This is a genomic window from Streptomyces sp. NPDC050548, assembly GCF_044457385.1.
GTDB lineage: Bacteria > Actinomycetota > Actinomycetes > Streptomycetales > Streptomycetaceae > Streptomyces.
The window spans coordinates 398,712-419,220 of record NZ_JBITGV010000008.1; the positions used below are offsets into that span (position 1 = coordinate 398,712).

Sequence of the window (20,509 nt, forward strand, 5' to 3'; positions counted from 1 at the left end):
GATCTGATACCGCCGCAGCCGCCCGGGCGGGGCGCGTCCGTGTCCCCCGTTCGCGGTAACGTGAGCCCCCTATGAACGCCAAGCCCGACGTGCGACTCCCCGCCGTTTCTGTGATCATGCCCGTCCTCGACGAGGAGCGGCATCTGCGCGGAGCCGTCCAAGCGATCCTCGCGCAGGAGTACGCCGGCGAGATGGAGGTCGTTCTCGCCCTCGGTCCCTCGAAGGACCGCACGGACGAGATCGCGGCCCAGCTCGTGGCCGAAGACCCTCGTGTCCACACCGTCCCGAACCCCGCCGGCCGCACGCCCGCCGCCCTCAACGCCGCGATCAAGGCCTCCCGCCATCCGATCGTCGTCCGCGTCGACGGCCACGGCATGCTCTCGCCGAACTACATCGCCACCGCCGTACGGCTCCTGGAGGAGACCGGCGCGCAGAACGTCGGCGGCATCATGCACGCCGAGGGCGAGAACGCCTGGGAGGACGCGGTCGCCGCCGCGATGACCTCGAAGATCGGCGTGGGCAACGCGGCCTTCCACACGGGAGGGGAAGCGGGCTCCGCCGAGACGGTCTACCTCGGGGTGTTCCGGCGCGAAGCCCTCGAACAACAGGGCGGCTACAACGAGGAGTTCATCCGCGCCCAGGACTGGGAGCTGAACTTCCGCATCCGCGAGGCCGGCGGCCTGATCTGGTTCTCGCCGGAGCTGAAGGTGTCGTACCGCCCGAGGCCGAGCGTGAAGGCCCTCGCCAAGCAGTACAAGGACTACGGCCGCTGGCGGCACGTCGTCGCCCGCTACCACGAGGGCTCCATCAACCTGCGCTATCTCGCCCCGCCGACCGCCGTGTGCGCGATCGCGGCCGGGATCGTGATCGGCGCGGCCCTGACGCCCTGGGGTTTCCTGGTCCCCGGCGGCTACCTCGCGGCGATCGCGCTCGGCTCGCTCCCGGCGGGCAAGGGCCTGTCGCTGAAGGCCCGCCTGCAGATCCCCGTCGCCCTCGCCACCATGCACATGTCCTGGGGCTACGGCTTCCTCACCAGCCCCAAGTCCCTTGCGCGCAGGGTGATCGCGTCCCGGCGGCCCGCGGTGCTCAGCCCGTCCAACAGCTGAGCACCGCCACAGAGAACGACGACCCGGACCGCTACCAGACGTAGTTCGGGTCGACGTGCATACAGGCCGTGGTGTCCGAGCCGTTGAGGGCGTCCGCCGACGTCGGGGTCGTGTCGTCCGCGGCCGGGGCCTTGTACTTCGTCCCCGTGCTCCAGTCCGCGCCGACGACCAGGGTGACCCCGGAGACGCTCGTCGACTTCTTCACCGCGCTGGTCGGGATGCCGAGCGCCTTGGCGACCCGCTGGGCGTCGCCCTCCAGATCGGCGCTCGGATAGCGGACGACCGTGGTGGCCGCGCTGGGGGCCGTCGACGAGTCCGCCACCGCCTCCTTGAAGCCCTTGCCGACGAGGAGCCCGGCCACCGCCGTGGCCCGCCCGCGTACCGCGCTCGTCGTGCTGGTGCGGGTGCCGTTCTCCACCTGTACGGCGATCTTGTCGTCGGCGGCGGCCGGATCGGTGGACGCCTTCACCGGGGTCGTCGTCGCCTTTTTCTTGTCCTTGCCGTCCAGCGCGATGTCCTCACGGACCAGCCGGAACAGCTGCTCCGCGTCGGTCGCCCTGGGCACCACCCGGCCGCTGCTGCCCGAGTACTCCCACGGCATCGTCGTCATGGTGATCCGGCCGGTCGGAACCTTCTTCAGTTCCTTGCTCAGGTCGTAGAGCTTGGCGACCGTCCCGAGACCGTTGTCGACCGTGATCGCCTTCGTCGCCGTCTCGGCGAGGCTGCGCAGCTTGGTCGGATTGCTCAGCGTGGCGTTCTCGCGCAGCTGGCGGACCATCGAGTTCATGTACTGGTGCTGCGCCTTGGTGCGGGCGATGTCGGTGTCGTCCTCGAAGCCGTAGCGCGTGCGCAGCCACTGCAGGGCCTGCTGGCCCTTGATGGACGTGGTGCCCTTCTTCAGCTTCAGGCCCGAGCCCTTGCCGGAGGAGGTGTGCGAGTAGATGTTGGCGTCCACGCAGACCGGCACCCCGCCGATCGCGTCCGCCATCGACACCACACCCGAGAAGTCGACCATCATGAAGTGGTCGATGTGGATGTCGGTCAGCTTCTCCCAGGTCGCCACCGTGCAGCCGGGGCCGCCGCGGCCCAGCGAGTCGTTCGTGATGACGTCCGTCTCGGCCGCGTACGTCTTGCCGGTGTCCGGGTCCGTGCACTTGGGGATGTCCGTCAGCGTGTCGCGCGGCATGCTCACGACCGACATGTTGGTGCGGTCCGCCGAGACGTGCAGCAGCATCTGGACGTCGGCGCGGGCCGGGGTCCCGTAGGTGTCCTTCGCGCCGCCGAGCTTCTGGTTCTCCGCGGAGTCCCGCGCGTCCGAACCGATCAGCAGGATGTTCAACGGCTTCTGCCCGGCCGCGTTGGCCTTGGACTCGGCCGCCCGGTCCTTCTCGTCCCCGATGTTCAGGGGGTCTTTCTTGATGTTGCGGTTGAGGTGCTCGTAGTAGAGATATCCGGCGCCGGCCGTCCCGGTTATGACCACCGCGAGGACGATCGCCGACCAGCGCAGCACCCGGCGTCTACGGCCCTTGCGTCTGCCCCCGTCGTCGTCCGCCGGTCCTTTGCCGCCTGCCGGTCTCTTCCCGTCCGCCGGCGTGAGCGACATCGTGTCCTCAACCGCCGGCACCTCCCCACGCACGCTGCTCCGAGTCAAGTCCCCACCCCTCCCACGACGCGCCTTTGACGCACGGGTCCGCCCCGCGCCCCGTTAGACGCGGAACGGACCCGTGTGGTCACTTACTTGGCGCACTCAACCTTGTCCGCCGTGGACTTCTGGACCCCCTCCGGCGTCGACCCCGCGGTCGAGGTGAGCGGGACACCGGCTCCCTTGAAGTCCTTGCCCAGAGTCAGCGTTATCGCCGGCAGCCCCTGGGAGTTGATCACACTCTTGCCCGGCTTCATCGCGGACCCCGAGAGGCCCATGATGGCGGCGAGCCTGCGAGCCTGGTCCGCCTGGTCGGGTGCGTACTCAAGGGTCGTCTTGGCGAGCGCCGCCGGAGCGTTGCCCGCGTTCTCGGACTTGAGCACGCCCTCATCATTCTGCAGCCACGTGAGAGTTTCCTGTGCGCTGCCGGCGTCGGCCCCTCCGTTGAGGATCCGCACCCGCACCGCGGAGGCGGCGGACTTGGTGCCCTTGAGCCGGGCGGCCACGGCGGCCTTCTCCTTCGCGGCCTTCTGCTTGACCGCGGTGAAGGAGGTGTCGCTCTTGATCAGGGAGAACACCTGCGGGGCGGTCGTGTTGTTGAGGACGACCGTCACCGGGGTCTTCTCCGCCGGGTTGTCGACGACCGGCACGGTGGTGAACGTCAGGTTCTTCGGGTTGAGCTTGCCCAGCTCCAGACCGAGGTCCTTCAGCTTGCCGATCGTGTCGAGGTTGTCGTCGACGGTCAGCGCCTTGGTGCCGGCCTCGGCCAGCTTCACCATCTTCGAGGGGTTGGTGAGCGTGGAGTTGGACTTCAGCTTCCGCATCAGCGCGCTGAGGAACTGCTGCTGCAGCGTGATCCGGCTCAGGTCACCGCCGAAGCCCACCGAGTGCCGGGTCCGCACGAAGGCCAGCGCCTGCTCGCCCGTGAGATTGTGCGTGCCCTTGGACAGTTTCAGATGCGAGTCCGAGTCGTCGATGTTCTTCGCGAGACAGACCTCGACCCCGCCGACCGCGTCCGTCAGCGTCTTCACGGCGTTGAAGTCGGCCACCATGAAGTCGTCCGGCTGGATCCCGGTCAGCTCGGTGACGGTCCGCACGGTGCAGCTGGGCGTACGGCCGCTCTGGCCGAGGCTGGTGTTGAAGCGGACGCCGGTCGAACCCGGGATGACCTTCGTCGTGCCGTCCGACTGGGTCGTAGGACAGTCCGGGACGTCGGTGATCAGGTCACGGGGGATGCTGAGCGCGGTCGCGTTCGAGCGGTCCTTGGACACGTGCAGCAGGATCGTGGTGTCCGCGTGGCCGACGCTGCCGGCGTCGCCGTAGCCCTCGTTGCCCGCGCCCGTGCGCTTGTCGGTGCCGATCACCAGCAGGTTGATGGCCTTGCCCTTGCTGAAGCCACCGGTGCTCGCGCCGTCGTCGGACACGGCCGTGATGTTGTCGTTGAGGTGCTTGATGTAGAGGTAGCCGCCGCCGGCGACCGCGACCAGCACGAAGGCCAGACCGCCGCCGGTCCACATCAGGATCTTCTTGCCCTTGGCCTTCTTCTTCACCGGCCGGCGACCGCGCCGGGCCGGTGGCTCCTCGGGCGCGCCCCGCCGTCTGCGCGGCGCGGGTACCTCACGCCCGGGTGTCCTCGGGACCGTCTCCCGCTCCGGCGCCGCCACACTGCGGTTCTGCGCAGTGGCTCTACGGGGCCCGGGCACCGCTGACTGCGGTGTGGAAGGAGTCAGTCGCAGTTCGTATTCGCCAGTGTTCGGATTGAGTACCCACTGGTCTGCGGGGTCGATGTTGTCCGCCCGCCCACGGCCTTGCGCGTCCACGGTTTACCGAATCCTCCGTCGGGGCCACGCGGCGCCTTCCCCCTTCAGGCGCTCGGGTCTCGTTCATCCGGTGTGCAGGCACACCGGATCGCTCACACTATCCGGCCAGTTGAGCGTGAAGTGACGGCGGTGACAAATTCCACGTCCCTACAAGCGGTCAATCCGCCCTATTTTTCGGAACAGAAGTTCGTCGACTTGGTGCGCGCTTTACCCGCAGCCGTCCTCGGCGGCGGTGTTCCCGCGAAATGTCGGCGCGGGCGTGGCCCCCGAACCGGCCGCCGGAATAATGGTGTTTGCACCGGAATCCCGCGGAACCTCTGGAACTTCCCCGGCCACCGCGACCGTCGCGTCCGTACGAATCCTGGCGAACAGCTTTTCGGCCTCGGGCTCCACGAGTTGGTCGCGATTCGCGTTGTAGATGTACGACTCCCGTGGAACGGTGAGGAATTGCACATGTTCGGTGGGGATGTCCCGCACGCCGCGCACCAGTTCGTACAGCCCGCGCAGACTCGCGAGATCCGGATCGGTCGTCAGGGACGAGGTGGCCGCGTCCAGCACCGGATACAACTTCACCGGATTGAACAGCACATCGTCGCTCTGCACCTTGTTGACCAGCGCGCCCAGGAACCGCTGCTGACGGTCCATCCGGTCGGTGTCGCTCCCGTTCCCCAGCGACTTCCGCGCCCGCACATACCCGAGCGCCTGCTCCCCGTCGAGCGTGACCTTGCCCGCCGGCAGCCTCAACTTGGCGGCCTTGTCCCGAATGGGAGCCGTGAGACACACCTCCACCCCGTCCACGGCATCCACCATGTCCTTGAACCCATGGAAGTCCACCACCATGTGATGGTCGATCCGCACGTTCGTCAGCTTCTCCACGGTCCGGATCGTGCACCCCGAACCCCCCACCTGGAACGCGTAGTTGAACATCGCGAACATCGGCTCGGTCCGCGTCCCGTCCGGCCGCAGACACCCCGGAACGTCCACCATCAGATCCCGCGGCAACGACACCGCGGTGGCACTGCGCCGGTCGGCCGCCAGATGCAACAGGATCGTCGTGTCCGACCGCTCGGTCCCCGAGTCCCGCCCGTACTCCGCGTTCCCGTCCCCGGACCGCGAGTCGGACCCGATGAGCAGAATGTTCTGCGCCCCCTTCACGAGGGCGGTCGGCCGCTCCTTCTCGTACCGGGCCAGCTCGGCCGCGGCAGCGTCGTCCGGCGTGATGTTCCCGTCGAGCTTCGCGTAGACGGCCCACCCGGCCCCGAGGGCCCCGAGCGCGACCACCCCGACCCCCAGGGCCACCCCACGCACCCACCGCCGGCGCCGCCGCCGCACAAGCCCCGCCCCGGAAGCGGAAACCCCCGCACCCGGCCCGAGAACCCGCCCTACGGTGTCGTCGAACACGTGCGGTTCCACCCCTCATGGCCGTCGGTTCTCCTTCTACGACCATGGCGTGGATGGGGTGGGGGAGGCGGGCGGTAGGGGGCCAATTGGGTGACTGTCGGTTTTTAGGGGCGCGGGGCTGTATCGATTTGCGGCTCCGCCGCGTGGGCGCGACCAGCCCCCACCGGACCCGCACCCGCCAAACAACCTCCACCACCTACTTCAGACGCGCGAAACAGTCACCCGCTCACTCTCAACCCGCTTCGCCAAAGCCCCCTCACCCAACTGATCAAGATTCCTGCACAACACCACAGACCCTCCAGACGCAAGCGGCGCATACAACCCCGCACTCACCCCGTCCCACGAGTCGTACGACAGCCCCGACAACACCCGAGCCCCCTCCTCCCCATCGCCCCGAGCCCGCTCGACAACCTCCACGCCCGTCAACTCCACCCCGCCCACGACCAACGCGGGCTCCTCGGGATCCACCGGCGAGAACGCGACAAACCGATCCCCCTGACTCGGCACCTCGACGGCATAGTCGGCGAACCCGGCAGGGGTCTGCGGAAACCGCCCCCCAAGAGGCCGCAGCGCAAGAGCGACCCGCTCCCCGCCACACGCCCGAGCCGCGTCCAACGAGTCGGGCCCACTCACCACCACGTCGGCCGCCGCAGGATCCCCGCCCACGTCCGCGACCACCCCCACGGACGAACACGCGAGCAACCACACCGCCGTCTGCCAGTGCGCAGGCAGCAGCAACACGACCCGATCCCCGGGCCCCGCCCCAAGATCCCCCTGAAGCAGATTCGCGGTCTTGGCCACCCAATTGGCGAAGGTGGCCACGGACAATTCGACACGTTCCCCCGTGGCGTCGTCGTAGAAGGTCACCAGGGGGCGGCCGGGATCCGCGGCGAGCGCGGAACGCAGCAGGTCGGCAGGGGTGCGATCGGTGGCGTTCACCCGCGAAAGCGTACGCGGGCACGTGACCGTACCCGCAGTGCGGGACCACCGGTTCGGACGAACCGCATCCGACGGTCCGTCAAATCCCAAATAGACAGATATGTATGACCATGTTCAGGATCAGGGGCATGCGTGGATTTCTTGCTTCCTCGATCGGCGTCACCTGCGCCGCCGCCCTGGCCCTCCCGCTCACCCTGCCCGCAGCCGCCGCGCCGGCCACAGCTACGGCTTCGGCTCAGGCGGCGCAGCCGACCGGCGGCGCGAGATCCGCGCCGCCCGCCGCCGCACCGGACCTCCCCGGCAGCACCGAGTCGCTGCCCCTCGCCCCCGCGACCCGCGACCGCGTTCTGGGTGCGGCCCCCGAACAGGGCCTGACCCGCGCCGACGTCCACCGCTTCTCCCTCGTCGGCGTCACCTGGACCGACCCCGACACCGAACTCCGCGGCCGGGTCCAGGTCCGCACCCGGGCCACCGGCACCGGCGAGTGGTCCGGCTGGCAGGACGTCGACACCCACAACGAGGACCACGGCGCCGACCCCGGCACGGCCGAACGCGACTCGGGTCACGTCCACGGCTCCACCGCCCCGCTGTGGGTGGGCGACTCGGACGGCGTCGACGTACGCGTACGGGCGGACCCGGCCGCGACAAGGGCCGTAGGGAACCAGCGGTCCCCGCTCCCGACCGGCCTGCACCTGGAACTCGTGGACCCGGGCGCGGAACCCCCGGCCGCGGGCGCCCGTCCGACCGCCCGCCGCGCCGCCCTGCCGCTCGCCGCCACCGAGCTCCCGGCGCTGAGCCGCGAGGCCACCGAGCGGGAGGCGGTCGCGCTGTACGGCCGGGCCCAGCCGTACATCGGCCCGCGCCCGCGCATCGTCACCCGGAGCGGCTGGGGCGCCGACGAGAAGCTGCGCGAGAAGGGGTTCGTCTACACGAAGAAGGTCAAGGCCGCCTTCGTGCACCACACCGCCTCCGGCAACAACTACAGCTGCTCGCAAGCGCCTTCAGTCATTCGTGGTATCTACCGCTACCACGTCAGGAGCAGCGGCTGGCGCGACATCGGCTACAACTTCCTCGTGGACAAGTGCGGAACCATCTACGAGGGACGAGCCGGGGGAGTGGCAAAACCGGTCATGGGTGCCCACACCCTCGGTTTCAACACCGACAGCATGGGGATCGCCGTCCTCGGAACCTTCGGCACCGCCAAACCGTCCTCGGCGGCAGTGACGGCCATCGCCCGCCTCGCCGCATGGAAGCTCGGGCTCTACGGAGTCAATCCGCGCGGCAAGACATACCTGAAGTCCGGGGGTGGCAATCTCTACCGAAAAGGAAAGAACGTACGACTCAATGCGATCTCCGGCCATCGGGACGGGTTCGCCACGGAGTGCCCAGGACGGCAGCTCTACGGCAAGCTCGGCTCGGCCCGCTCCACGTCGGCCCGGTTCCAGGGCCGCTGACGGCGGGGCACCGGGGAAGGGTCCGCGGGACGCGTGCACGGTCCGCACACACTGGCCGGCCGAAGAAACAGCTCGGCCGGTCCCGGCAGGAAGCAGAGACGACAGGTGACAGAAGCGATCCTCCTGGTCGGCGGCAAGGGCACCCGGTTGCGCCCCCTCACGGTGCACACCCCCAAGCCGATGGTCAGGGCGGCGGGGGTGCCGTTCCTCACGCATCAGCTGGCGCGGGCGAGAGCGGCGGGCGTGGAACACATCGTCCTGGCCACTTCCTATCTGGCGGAGGTGTTCGAACCGCACTTCGGTGACGGTTCGGCCCTCGGCCTCCACATCGAGTACGTCACGGAGGACGAGCCCCTCGGCACGGGCGGCGCCATCCGCAACGTGGCCCCGCGACTCCACTCGGCCCCCGACGACCCGGTCCTGATCTTCAACGGCGACATCCTCACCGGCCTGAACATCCGGGCCCTGGTGGACACCCACGAGGCGACCGGCGCGGACGTCTCCCTCCACCTCACGAAGGTCACGGACCCGCGCGCCTACGGCCTGGTCCCCACGGACGAGACCGGCCGCGTCCTGGCCTTCCTGGAGAAGCCCCAGACCCCCGAGGAGATCGTCACCGACCAGATCAACGCGGGGGCGTACGTCTTCCGCCGCTCGGTCATCGACACGATCCCGGCGGGCCGCCCGGTGTCGGTGGAACGCGAGACGTTCCCGGACCTCCTCGCCGCCGGCGCCCACCTCCAGGGCCTGGTGGACTCGACGTACTGGCTGGACCTGGGCACTCCGGCGGCCTTCGTCCGCGGCTCGGCGGACCTGGTCCTGGGCCGCGCCCCGTCCCCCGCGATCCCCGGCCGCTGCGGCGACCGCCTGGTCCTGCCCACGGCCCGCGTCGCCCCCGACGCCAAGCTGACGGGCGGCACGGTGGTGGGCGAGGGCGCGTTCGTGGCACAGGGCGCGCGGGTCTACGGCTCGACGATCCTCCCCGGCGCGGTCATCGAACCCGGCGCCGTCATCACCGACTCCCTCATCGGCACCCGAGCCGTCGTCGGCGAACGCTCCGTCCTCACCGGCACGGTCATCGGCGACGGCGCGATCATCGGCGCCGACAACGAACTCCGCGACGGCATGCGCGTGTGGTGCGACGCGAGGATTCCGGCGGGGGCGGTGCGGTTCTCTTCGGACCAGTAGTTCGTGCGGGTGGGGAGGGGCGCCGTCCCAGGGGCTGCGCCCCCGGACCCCCGTCGGCCTGAACGGCCTCGTCCTCAATCGCCGGACGGGCTGACTGTCCCCACCGGCATTACAACTTCCCGATGTCCCCGCGAGGCATCTTCGGCGCCCGCCGAGCCGGAGTCCGCCCGCTCAGCAGAATCAACCGGGCCGCCCGATGCCGCTGCCCCGCATAAGGCTCCAGCAACGACAACATCACCGAGTCGTCCGCGTCCCGGTCCCCGGCCAGCGCCCACCCCACGATCCCCGGCAGATGCAGATCCCCCACGGTCACCGCGTCCGCCGCCCCATGACTCCGCTGCACGGTCTCCGCGGACGTCCACGGCCCCACCCCCGGCACGACCTCCAACCGGGCCCGAGCCTCCTCCGCCGGCATGGACACCGCCTGCTCCAGCCGCGCGGCGACCCGTACGGCACGCAGAATCGTCGACGCCCGCTTGTCGTCGACCCCGGCCCGGTGCCACTCCCAGGACGGAATCAACGCCCACGCGCGCGGCGCCGGCATCACCCACAGCCGCCCGCCGACGGGCCCCGGCGCCGGTGACCCGAACTTCCGCACCAGCGACCGCCAGGCCCGGTACGCCTCGTCGGTCGTCACCTTCTGCTCCAGCACCGACGGAATCAACGACTCCAGCACCAGCCCGGTCCGCGTCAGCCGCAACCCCGGCCGCCGATGCTGAGCGACAGCCACCAGCCGATGCCGAGGCACGAACGCGCCCGGATCATCGGCGGCACCGAGCATCTCCGGCAACCGCTCCAACAACCACGCGCCGCCGGGCCCCCAGGCCTCCCCGCGCACCTCACCCCCGGGAGCGGACACCCGCAAGGTCCCCGGCCCGACCGGCGTAAGACTGGCCCGCCACACGGACCCGTCCGCGTCCACCCGAAACGTCGGATCCCCGGGCCCCCGCCGCAACGGCCCGAGCACCAGCCCGAGATCGAGCACCCCACCCGGCACCCAACTCCGCACCAGCCCGGGAACAGCAAGATCCCCACCCCGCACAGTCGTACGAGTGGGCCGATGAACGAAACGTCCGGCCACAGAAGAGTCCTACGTACCTAGGTGATAGCGCCCCTTTAGGGGCGCGGGGAACTGCGCGCTCAGCCACACACAAGCTGTACTCGCGAACCGACACAGCCCCAATGGCGATTCAGCGCACCTCGACAAACGCCTCCGGATCCCTCTCAGCCCGCGCGGCAGGGGCGGCAGTCCCATGCCCCACAGCCACCGCCCCCATCGGATCCCACCCCTCAGGCAGCCCCAACACCTCCCGTACGACATCCCGGCAGAACATCGTCGAAGACACCCACGCCGACCCCAACCGCTCCCCGGCCAACGCCACCAGGAAGTTCTGGACCCCCGCCCCCACGGCCACCACGAACATCTCCCGCTCGGCCCCGTCCCGCCGCGCGTCCCCGTACGTGTGCGACCCGTCCATGACGAGACACGGCACCACGAGATACGGTGCCCCGCGCAACACGTCCCCGCGCCGCACCCGCTTGGCGATGGACTCCTCCGACTTCCCGTCCCGCCGCAGATCCGCGACCCACGCGTCCCGCATCGCATCCAGCAACCGCGTCCGCGACTCCGCGGACTCCAGCAGCACGAACCGCCACGGCGTCGTGTGATGCGGCGCCGGCGCGGTCACCGCGGCCGCCACGGCCCGCCGTACCGCACCGGGATCGACCGGCTCATCGGTGAAGGCCCGCACGGTACGACGCTGGGTCACCGCTTCCCGCACCGCCTCCGACGTCCCGAGCCGGAACATGTCGTCGCGCCCGCCCCGCACGATGGCCCGGGCCCCCGTCCCGTCGCCCTCGGAGGTCACGACGTGCGGCAGCCCCCGCACCACGGCGACCGGCAACCCCGCGGCCTTGCCCTTCACAAGATCACCGGCGGCGGCCAACTCGTCCGCCGTCGCCACGACCGTCGCGCTCAGCGGATTGCCGTAGGCATCCGTGCCCCCGCGCAGATCGTCCAGTACGTGTACGCCCGCGGCGCCGATCGCGACATCCGTGAGCCCCGTGCGCCAGGGCCGCCCGAAGGTGTCGGTGACCACTACCCCCACGTTGACGCCGAGCGCGTCCCGCAGCCCGCCCCGGATCGCGCGCGCGGACGCGTCCGGGTCCTCGGGCAGCAACAGCACTGTCCCGGCAGGGGTGTTGGAGGCGTCGACCCCGGCGGCGGCCATGACGAGCCCCTGCCGGTTCTCCACGATCCGCAGCGGACCGCGCCGCGCGACGACCCGTACGGTCTCGGCGTCGATCGCGGCCTCCCGGTCGGCCGCCTGGACGATCCGCCCCTCCGCCTTGGACACGATCTTCGAGGTGACGAGGAGCACGTCCCCGTCGACCAGCCCGGGCTCGGCGGCGGCGATCAGCTTGGCGAGGTCGTCGCCCGCCGCGACCTCCGGCATCCCGGGCACGGCCCAGACCCGGTAACCCTCCACCGGCGGCACCTCGCTCATGCGGCCCGCACCTCCTCCGCCAGCGCCAGCGCCTCCCGCGCCATCCGCGCGGTCGCCTCGGTGTCGGTCATCATCAGCGGTACGGCCCGGCAGCGGATGCCGGCCGCCTCGACGTCCGGCACGGAGGCGGCGTCCACGGTGTCGACGAGCCAGCCGTCGAGCAGCCCGGAGCCGTAGTGCTCGGCCACCGCGGTCGCCGTGGACTCCACGCCCACCGCGGCGAGCACCTTGTCGGCCATCCCGCGCACGGGCGCGTCCCCGACGATGGGGGAGAGGCCGACCACGGGCACCCCGGCCTCGGCGATGGCCTCGCGGATGCCGGGCACGGCGAGGATGGTGCCGACGGACACGATCGGGTTGGACGGCGGGAAGAGGATGACGTCCGCCTCCGCGATCGCCTCCAGGACACCGGGCGCGGGCTTGGCCTGCTCGGCCCCGACCGGTACGACGGCCTCGGCGGCGACCGAGGCGCGCAGCCGTACCCAGTACTCCTGGAAGTGGATCACCTTGCGTTCGCCGTCCAGTTCGACGGCGACATGTGTCTCGACGCGGTCGTCCGTCATGGGGATCAGCCGCACGCCCGGCTGCCAGCGGTCGCACAGCGCCTCGGTGACCGCGCTCAGCGGATAGCCGGCGCCGATCATCTGCGTCCGCACGATGTGCGTGGCGAAGTCCCGGTCGCCGAGCCCGAACCACTCGGGTCCGACCCCGTACGCCCCGAGCTCCTCCTTGAGGTGGAAGGTCTCGTCGGCACGGCCCCAGCCCTGCTCCTCGTTGATGCCGCCGCCGAGCGTGTACATCACCGTGTCGAGGTCCGGGCAGACCTTCAGCCCGAAGAGGTGGATGTCGTCCCCCGTGTTGCCGATCACCGTGATGTCGGCGTCCGGCACGGCCTGCTTGAGACCGCGCAGGAACCGGGCACCACCGATACCGCCTGCAAGAACCACAATGCGCATGGAGGCAAGTCTTGCAGGCGGGTGTGACAACGCGGCAGGCAGTCGTCGCATCGCAGGCCGGACGGCCGTCGCCTCGCCTCAGGCGGTCACGGCGTCGACCGCTTCCGCCCCGTCGCGCCGCGCGCACGCCGTGTGCATCGGCATCTCGGTCAGGCCGGGGAAGTAGACGTGCAGGCTTATGGCCGGTTCGAGGGTGTCGTTGACGACCTCGTGGACGTACCCCGGCGCGAACACCCGCTGGGCGCCCGCCCCCAGCGTGCGCGTGCCCCGCTCGGTGCGCTCGGTCAGCGTGCCGTCCAGGACGGTCAGCACTCCGGAGGAGGGGCCGTGGTCGTGCAGTCCGCTGCCCTGTCCGGGCACCCAGGACAGCAGCCACACCTCGTAGCCGGGGCCGGTGCTCAGCCGGTGGTACCAGCGGGTCGTCGCGTCGTACTCGACGAGGTGTTCCCACTGGGCGCGGTCGGCGGCGACCGAACGCGCCAGGCCGACGAACTCGGCCACGGTGGCCGGGTGTTCGCGCGGGGCCCGGAGAAGGTGCGGGACTTCGAGGATGTCGCCGGCGATCTGAAGGTCGCTGTCGCTGTTCATGGGGGTGCGGTGGTTCCTCGGCGTAAGAAGAAACGGCGGGGGATGGGTGTCACCAAAAAAAGAGAAAGCAGGTGGGGCCGGAGCGCGTGGGGCTCAACAGCCGGAACAGCAACAACAGCTACAGCGAGCGTGGGCAGCACCGAGGGACCCGGCGGAGCGGGTCGAGGTGAGTGCCGAGTTCGCGAGCATGCCCACAAGGACATCGGTTCACACCCGCACTGTCAACTCGACGCCCGGTATGTGGGACATGTTTCACCTCATCCGGTTCATCTGGGAGGTGAAAGGTTTGTTCAGGAGGCTACCGGGACACATGGCGCACAACCGGGCGCACAAACCCCGTTGGAACGAGATCGAACTCCTGAGCGTCCTCCCCCGTACAGGCCCTGTCCCGGGGTAGGAGGTCCACGAGGGTCTCCGCTGCCTGTCAAGGTTTATGCCGATTTGAACACTTTCCGCTAGGCCTTGGTTCCGCAGAGTGAATAAGGGGCCCAATAGCAGATCTCGGCTTGACTCGCCCGGAGCAGCACACTTGTAATTTCACTCGTGTCGTTCAGCCGACATCGGTAACGGCTACATCACGGGGACGCGAAAGACAGACGAGGGGCGCACATGACCGAGCTGGTGCAGCAACTGCTGGTCGACGACGCGGACGAGGAACTCGGCTGGCAGGAGCGCGCGCTGTGCGCCCAGACCGACCCCGAGTCCTTCTTCCCCGAGAAGGGCGGCTCCACCCGCGAGGCCAAGAAGGTCTGCCTCGCCTGCGAGGTCCGCTCCGAGTGCCTCGAATACGCCCTCGCCAACGACGAACGCTTCGGCATCTGGGGCGGCCTCTCCGAGCGGGAACGCCGTCGGCTCAAGAAGGCCGCCGTCTGAACCGCACGGCACACCTGGGGACATGCCCCGGGTCATACCTCGGGACGTACTGAACGGCCCGTCGCGACTGGGTTATCCACAGGCGGCGGGCCGTCGCTGTGCCCAGCCGATAGTGTGGGCGCTCGTCCGAGACGTACCGCAGTCCCCTCGGGACGCATGCGTCCACCGCAGTCCATCGAACCGGGGCCCGTACCTCGATGTCCGTGCACAGCCACACGGCAGCCCAACACGACGCTGCCACTCCTGAGTTCCCGCGTCACGTAGTCACCGCGGTGCTCGTCTCCCACGACGGCGCCCGCTGGCTGCCCGACGCGCTCGCCGGGCTGCTCGGCCAGGAGCGCCCCGTGCAGAGCGTCATGGCCGCCGACACCGGCAGCGCGGACGACTCCGCCCAGTTGGTCACCGACACCCTCGGCGCCGACCGCGTGCTGCACCTCGCCCGGCGCACCGGCTTCGGCCAGGCCGTCGAGGAGGCCAACCGCACCGCCCCCGTGCTGACCCCGGACGACCTGCCGTACCTGAAGCGCCCCAGCGGCTGGGACCCCGTCACGCGCACGTGGCGCGACGACGCCTACGACATGCCCGAACTCCCGCACGGCGAGCCCGTCCAGTGGCTGTGGCTGCTGCACGACGACTCCGCCCCGGAGCCCGACGCCCTGGCCCAGCTGCTGCGCGTGGTCGACCAGGAGTACGAACTCGGCCGCGAGGACGTGGCCGTCGTGGGCCCCAAGCTGCGCGGCTGGTACGACCGCAGGCAGCTCCTGGAGGTCGGCGTCACCATCGCCCACTCCGGGCGCCGCTGGACCGGCCTGGACCGCCGCGAACAGGACCAGGGACAGCACGACCACGTACGGCCCGTGCTGTCCGTCTCCACCGCCGGGATGCTGATCCGGCGCGACGTCTTCGACGAACTCGGCGGCTTCGACCGTCGGCTGCCCCTGATGCGGGACGACGTCGACCTGTGCTGGCGCGCCACTGCCGCCGGCCACCGCGTCCTGGTCGCCCCCGAGGCGGTCGTACGGCACGCCGAGGCCGCCTCCCGCGAGCGCCGCGCGGTCGACTGCGCGGGCCGCACCGTCGCCTCCCCGCACAAGGTCGACAAGGCCGGCGCCGTCTACACCCTGCTCGTCAACAGCCGTACGGCCGTGCTGCCCTGGGTCCTCGTCAGGGTCGTCGTCGGCACCGTGCTGCGCACCCTCGGCTATCTCGTCGGCAAGGTCCCCGGACAGGCCCTCGACGAGATCCGCGGCCTCCTGGGGACCCTGCTGCGTCCCGAGCGGATCATCGCCGGACGGCGCAGGCGCGGCACCCCGCAGATCGACAAGGCAGAACTGCGGCCGCTCTTCCCGCCGCCCGGCGCGACCCTGCGGGCCACCTTCGAACAGGCCGCCGCCAGCTTCGTCGACACCTCCGACCCGGAGATCACCTCGGGGGCCGGCCGGCACGGCGGCGCGGTCGAGTCGGGACCCGGCGGCGACGACGCGGACTTCCTGGAGATCGAGCAGTTCGCGCGCGTGAAGCGCATCGCCCGCAAGCCCGGCCCGGTGCTGTTCCTGGTGCTGCTGCTCGTCTCCCTCGTCGCCTGCCGCAACCTGCTCGGCAGCGGCGCGCTCACGGGCGGCGCGCTGCTGCCCGCGCCCGGCGACTCGGGCGAACTGTGGTCCCGCTTCCTGGACTCCTGGCACCCGGTCGGCGCCGGCGGCACCCCGTCCGCGCCGCCGTACCTCGCGTTCGTCGCGATGCTCTCCTCGCTGCTGTTCGGCTCGACCGGCCTCGCGGTCACGGTCCTGCTGGTCGCCTCGGTGCCGCTGGCCGGGTTCACCGCCTACTTCGCCTCCCGCCCGCTCGTCGAGTCCCGCCTGTTGCGCGCCTGGGCGGCCGTCGTCTACGCCTTCCTGCCCGCCGCCACCGGCGCCCTCGCGGGCGGCCGCATCGGCACCGCCGTACTCGCCGTGCTGCTCCCGCTGGCGGCCCGCGCGGGCATCGCCGCCAGCGGCCTCATGCACTCCTCGGGCACGCGCGGCAGCTGGCGCGCCACCTGGGCCTACGCCCTGCTCCTGACCGTCACCACCGCCTTCACGCCGATCATCTGGCCCATCGCCCTGATCCTCGGCATCGCGCTGTTGGCCGTCCGCAGAAGCGACATCACCGCCTACGGTCTGCGCTTCCTGGCCCAGCTCGGCACCCCGCTGCTGATCCTGGCGCCCTGGTCGCTGACGCTGCTCCCGTTCGGCTTCTTCCAGCAGGCCGGCCTGGAATACGGCTCCGGGTCGGCGTCCCCCCTCGACCTGCTCGGCGCCAGCCCGGGCGGCCCCGGCACGGTCAACGGCCTGATGCTCATCGGCATTGTGCTGGCCGCCCTCGCCGCCCTGCTGCGCAGCGAGCGCGACTTCGGCATCCGGGCCGCCTGGGGCGTCGCCCTGGTGGGCCTCGTCTTCGCCGTCCTGTCCAACAGCTCGACCTGGGCCGGCCCCGCGACCCTCGTCTACGGCCTCGCCCTCCTCGCCGCCGCCGCGCTCGGCGCCGACGGGGCACGCGCGCGTGTCGCCGAGCAGAGCTTCGGCTGGCGCCAGCCGGTGGCCGTCCTGATCGCGTTCGCCTCGGCCGCCGGACCGCTGCTCCTCGCCGCCGGCTGGATGCTCGGCGGCGCCGACGGCCCCCTGGAGCGCCGCGACCCGACCCAGGTGCCCGCCTTCGTCGCCGAGGAGAGCGACACCCAGGACCAGGCCCGCACCCTCGTCCTGGACAGCGACTCCGCCGCCCACGTTGGCTACATGCTGGTGCGCGGCTCCGGCGCCCGCATGGGCGACGGCGAGTTCGCCGCGGCGGACGGCGAGAACAGCAGGCTCGACAAGGTCGTCGCCAACCTCGTCGCCGGCTCCGGCGCCGACCAGGCCGACGAACTCGGCGGCTTCGCCGTGCGCTACGTCCTCGTCCACAAGGGCGCGCCCCGCGAGGTCAGCCGCGTCCTGGACGCCACCCCCGGCCTCAGCAGGCTCAGCCAGGCCGACGGCAGCGCCCTGTGGCGGGTCAACGCGCAGGTCTCCCGCGCGGCCATCGTCGCCGGCACCGCCGCCCCGAAGCCGGTCGCCGCAGGACCCGTCGACATCCACACCACGATCCCGTCCGGCGCCACCGGCCGCGTCCTGCGCCTCGCCGACTCGGCCGCCGCGGGCTGGACGGCCACCCTGGACGGCAGGCCGCTCACCCGCACCACGGTCGACGGCTGGGCCCAGGGCTTCCAACTCCCCGCCACCGGCGGCCGGTTGGACGTCACCTACGACGACCCGATCGGGCACACCGCGTGGCTGTGGACCCAGGGCGCGCTCGCCCTCGTCCTCGTCGTGCTCGCCCTGCCGGGCCGCCGCCGTGACATCGACGACGACCTCCCCGAGGAGGAGCTGATCCCGGCCCAGGCGGTCGCGGGCGAGGGCCGCCGGGCCCGCCGCCTGCGCGCCCAGGCGGAGACCGAGTCCGCCGATCAGGCGGACGAGACGGCGGACATCGCGAGCACCGGGGAGTTCGACGCGTTCGGCTCGGGCACCACACCTCCTCCTACGGAGGAGGAGGTCGCCGCCGCCGCGATCCCGCAGCAGCAGTCCTACGGCGAGTGGGACGCCGCGAGCTACGCGGGCGCCGAGTACGGCACCTACGGCGGCGAGCAGTACCAGGCCGACCAGCAGTACCCGGCGGGCACGTACGACCAGTCGTACCAGGCGGACCCTTACCAGGGCGGCCAGTACGACCCGTACGCCTACGGCGGTCAGCCCCCGGCGCCGGCCTACGACCCGACGTACGAACAGGGCTACGACCAGAACCAGGGGCAGGGCCAGGGCTACGACCCGAACTACGACCCCGCCTACGACCCGGCGTACGACCCCGCCCAGCAGCATCCGCACGGCAGTGAGCGCCCCGACGGGAGCCAGCAGTGAACCGCACCACCCTGTCCTTCCTCGCCGGCGTGGCCGCGCTCGCCGCCGTCACCGGGTTCGCCGAGATGAAGACACCGGCCGCGTCCGGCGCGCACACCGCCAAGGCGGCCGCCCAGCTGCCCGTGGAGCGCACCAGCCTGCTCTGCCCGGCGCCGAGCACCTCCGACCTCGCCGACACCTCGTACACGTCCTTCACGCCCGTCACGGCGGGCACGGACGACAGCGGCAAGGCCCAACTCCAGGCCGCGGGCGAGGAATCGGGCGACGGCACGAGCAGCAAGAACAAGAAGAAGCCCGCCAAGCCCGTCCTGACGCCCAAGGCCCCCGGCACGCCGGCCACCGGCGACAGTTCGGGCGCCGACTCGCCCGCGCTGCTCGGCACGGCCGAGGGCAAGTACGCGCCCGGCTGGACCGTCCAGGAGACCACCGAGGTCGCCGCGGGCAACGGACGCGGCCTCCAGGGCGTCAACTGCACCGCTCCGGACACCGAGTTCTGGTTTCCGGGCGCCAGCACCTCCGCCGACCGCACCGACTACGTGAACCTCACCAACCCGGACGACTCCGCAGCCGTCGTCGACATCGACCTCTACGGCAAGGACGGCGACCTCAAGTCGACGGTGGGGGAGGGCATCACGGTCGAGCCGCACGCCGACGAGCCGATCCTGCTGTCCACGCTCACCGACGACCAGGAGACCGACCTGACCGTGCACGTGACCGTGCGCAGCGGCCGGGTCGGCGCGGCCGTGCAGGCCCTCGACGCCAAGCTCGGCGGGGACTGGCTGGCCGCGTCCACGGACCCGGCGGGCAGCCTGGTCATGCCGGGCATCCCGAAGGACGCCACCTCGGTGCGGCTGATCGTCTTCACACCGGGCGACTCGGACGCCGACCTGAAGCTGCGGCTCTCCTCACCCACCGGGATGATCACGCCGGCCGGGCACGAGACCGTGCACGTCAAGGCGGGCATGACGGTCGGCGTGGACCTGGGCGACCTCACCCGCGGCGACCCGGGCTCCCTGGTTCTGACGCCGACCGACCAGTCCGTGCCGGTCGTCGCCGCGCTGAAGGTCGTACGGGGCAAGGGCAGCAAGCAGGAGACGGCGTTCATCCCGGCGACCGCCCCGGTCGGCACGCGCGCGACGGCCGCCGACAACAGCAGCAAGGGCTCCACACTGTCCCTGGTCGCGCCCACCCGCACCGCGACCGTCAAGGTCACCGCGTCCGCCGGCAGCGGCGGCGGTACGCCCGTCTCCAAGACGTACACGATCAAGGCCGGCACCACACAGGACGTCGAACTCCCGGTCCCCGGCGGCCTGAAGGGCACCTACGCACTGACCGTCGAGCCCCAGTCGGGCGGCCCGGTGTACGCGGCCCGGACGCTGTCGGCGACCGAGGAGGGCGTACCGGGCTTCACGATCCAGACCCTGCCCGACGACCGGGGGACGGTGTCGGTGCCGCAGACGGACGAGGACCTGTCGGTCCTGCAGAAGAAGTAGCGGCCCGCGACCCCGCGCGCGGGGCGGCTTTCAGTCCTCCCCGTAGCGCGGATCGACCGTCTCCGGGGTGAGCCCGAGCAGCTCGGCGACCTGCTCCACGACGATCTCGTGGACCAGGGCCGCGCGTTCGTCGCGCCCCTTCGTGCGGATCTCGACCGGCCGCCGATAGATCACCACGCGCGCGGGATGCCCCTCACGGGCGGCGATCGTGCCCCCCAGGGGCACCGACTCGTCGTTCCAGCCCTCGCCCGCACCACCCAGTCGAGGGACTTCCAGGACGAGGAAATCGATGTCGGCCAACTGCGGCCAGCGTCGCTCCAGGCGCTCCACGGAGTCCTGCACCAGATCCGCGAACGCCTCGGCCCGGCTCGCGGCCAGCGGAACCTGCGGCGGTGCGATCGGGCCGCGCATGCCCCGGCCGTGACGATCGCGGCGGCGGGGCCCGGGGCCGGCGGCGGAGGGCGGTACGGGGGTGTCCATCACTGGTGAAGCGTAGTCCCCGTCAGGTCCGGCCGCCGGACTCCACTCGCCGTCCACGCGCGCGGGCGCCATGTCGCCGGATGACCATTCCGGCCAAGGTTGGGCTCGATTCCGTATGTCTCCGAGACCG

15 protein-coding genes are annotated in these 20,509 nt (G+C 71.1%); 6 read left to right on the top strand and 9 right to left on the bottom strand.

Annotated elements, in window-relative coordinates:
* The first annotated feature begins 71 nt into the window (after window positions 1-71).
* Entirely contained in the window at window positions 72-1,106 is a 1,035-nt protein-coding gene (locus tag ACIBJH_RS24345) for a glycosyltransferase family 2 protein (RefSeq protein WP_399118925.1), read from the top strand.
* Window positions 1,107-1,137: 31 nt separating this feature from the next.
* On the opposite strand, the gene ACIBJH_RS24350 is transcribed toward ACIBJH_RS24345, so the two are convergent.
* From ACIBJH_RS24350 to ACIBJH_RS24365, 4 genes are all read right to left on the bottom strand, one after another.
* A complete protein-coding gene (locus ACIBJH_RS24350) occupies window positions 1,138-2,709 on the bottom strand; it encodes an LCP family protein (RefSeq protein ID WP_399118926.1) in 1,572 nt (523 codons plus the stop codon).
* Window positions 2,710-2,840: 131 nt separating this feature from the next.
* Window positions 2,841-4,568 (bottom strand): LCP family protein, encoded by a 1,728-nt coding sequence (locus tag ACIBJH_RS24355; RefSeq protein WP_399118927.1) that lies wholly within the window; start codon window positions 4,566-4,568, stop codon window positions 2,841-2,843.
* A gap of 207 nt (window positions 4,569-4,775) precedes the next feature.
* Window positions 4,776-5,969, bottom strand: coding sequence for an LCP family protein (locus ACIBJH_RS24360; RefSeq protein WP_399118928.1), 1,194 nt, complete (start codon window positions 5,967-5,969; stop codon window positions 4,776-4,778).
* Window positions 5,970-6,170: 201 nt separating this feature from the next.
* Complete coding sequence (locus ACIBJH_RS24365; protein WP_399118929.1) at window positions 6,171-6,908, bottom strand: TIGR03089 family protein; 738 nt, start codon at window positions 6,906-6,908, stop codon at window positions 6,171-6,173.
* Window positions 6,909-7,036: 128 nt separating this feature from the next.
* Between ACIBJH_RS24365 and ACIBJH_RS24370 the strand changes: the two genes are divergently transcribed.
* Both ACIBJH_RS24370 and ACIBJH_RS24375 read left to right on the top strand, forming a co-directional pair.
* Window positions 7,037-8,362 carry a peptidoglycan recognition protein gene (locus ACIBJH_RS24370; protein ID WP_399118930.1) on the top strand — a complete coding sequence of 442 codons (1,326 nt, stop codon included), beginning with the start codon at window positions 7,037-7,039 and terminating at the stop codon, window positions 8,360-8,362.
* A 105-nt stretch (window positions 8,363-8,467) separates the two neighbouring features.
* On the top strand, window positions 8,468-9,550 hold the full coding sequence (locus ACIBJH_RS24375; protein ID WP_399118931.1) for a sugar phosphate nucleotidyltransferase: 1,083 nt from the start codon (window positions 8,468-8,470) through the stop codon (window positions 9,548-9,550).
* 109 nt (window positions 9,551-9,659) lie between these two features.
* Here ACIBJH_RS24375 and ACIBJH_RS24380 read toward each other — a convergent pair whose 3' ends face one another.
* The 4 genes from ACIBJH_RS24380 to ACIBJH_RS24395 form a co-directional block, all read right to left on the bottom strand.
* On the bottom strand, window positions 9,660-10,631 hold the full coding sequence (locus tag ACIBJH_RS24380) for a DNA-3-methyladenine glycosylase family protein (protein ID WP_399118932.1): 972 nt from the start codon (window positions 10,629-10,631) through the stop codon (window positions 9,660-9,662).
* 109 nt (window positions 10,632-10,740) lie between these two features.
* Window positions 10,741-12,057 (bottom strand): coenzyme F420-0:L-glutamate ligase, encoded by a 1,317-nt coding sequence (locus ACIBJH_RS24385; protein ID WP_399118933.1) that lies wholly within the window; start codon window positions 12,055-12,057, stop codon window positions 10,741-10,743.
* Window positions 12,054-13,013 (bottom strand): 2-phospho-L-lactate transferase, encoded by a 960-nt coding sequence (cofD, locus tag ACIBJH_RS24390; RefSeq protein ID WP_399118934.1) that lies wholly within the window; start codon window positions 13,011-13,013, stop codon window positions 12,054-12,056. The genes ACIBJH_RS24385 and cofD overlap by 4 nt, the downstream gene beginning before the upstream one ends.
* 78 nt (window positions 13,014-13,091) lie before the next feature.
* Window positions 13,092-13,601, bottom strand: coding sequence for a cysteine dioxygenase (locus ACIBJH_RS24395; protein WP_399118935.1), 510 nt, complete (start codon window positions 13,599-13,601; stop codon window positions 13,092-13,094).
* 609 nt (window positions 13,602-14,210) lie between these two features.
* Here ACIBJH_RS24395 and ACIBJH_RS24400 point away from each other — a divergent pair.
* The 3 genes from ACIBJH_RS24400 to ACIBJH_RS24410 all read left to right on the top strand — a co-directional run bounded on the left by ACIBJH_RS24400 (window position 14,211) and on the right by ACIBJH_RS24410 (window position 19,899).
* Window positions 14,211-14,474, top strand: a complete 264-nt coding sequence (locus tag ACIBJH_RS24400) for a WhiB family transcriptional regulator (protein ID WP_003975777.1) — start codon at window positions 14,211-14,213, stop codon at window positions 14,472-14,474.
* Window positions 14,475-14,671: 197 nt separating this feature from the next.
* Window positions 14,672-18,406, top strand: a complete 3,735-nt coding sequence (locus tag ACIBJH_RS24405; RefSeq protein ID WP_399118936.1) for a glycosyltransferase — start codon at window positions 14,672-14,674, stop codon at window positions 18,404-18,406.
* On the top strand, window positions 18,403-19,899 hold the full coding sequence (locus ACIBJH_RS24410; protein WP_399118937.1) for a DUF5719 family protein: 1,497 nt from the start codon (window positions 18,403-18,405) through the stop codon (window positions 19,897-19,899). Before ACIBJH_RS24405 ends, ACIBJH_RS24410 begins: the two co-directional genes overlap by 4 nt.
* Window positions 19,900-19,929: 30 nt before the next feature.
* On the opposite strand, the gene ACIBJH_RS24415 is transcribed toward ACIBJH_RS24410, so the two are convergent.
* On the bottom strand, window positions 19,930-20,379 hold the full coding sequence (locus ACIBJH_RS24415; protein ID WP_399118963.1) for a metallopeptidase family protein: 450 nt from the start codon (window positions 20,377-20,379) through the stop codon (window positions 19,930-19,932).
* Window positions 20,380-20,509: the final 130 nt, after the last annotated feature.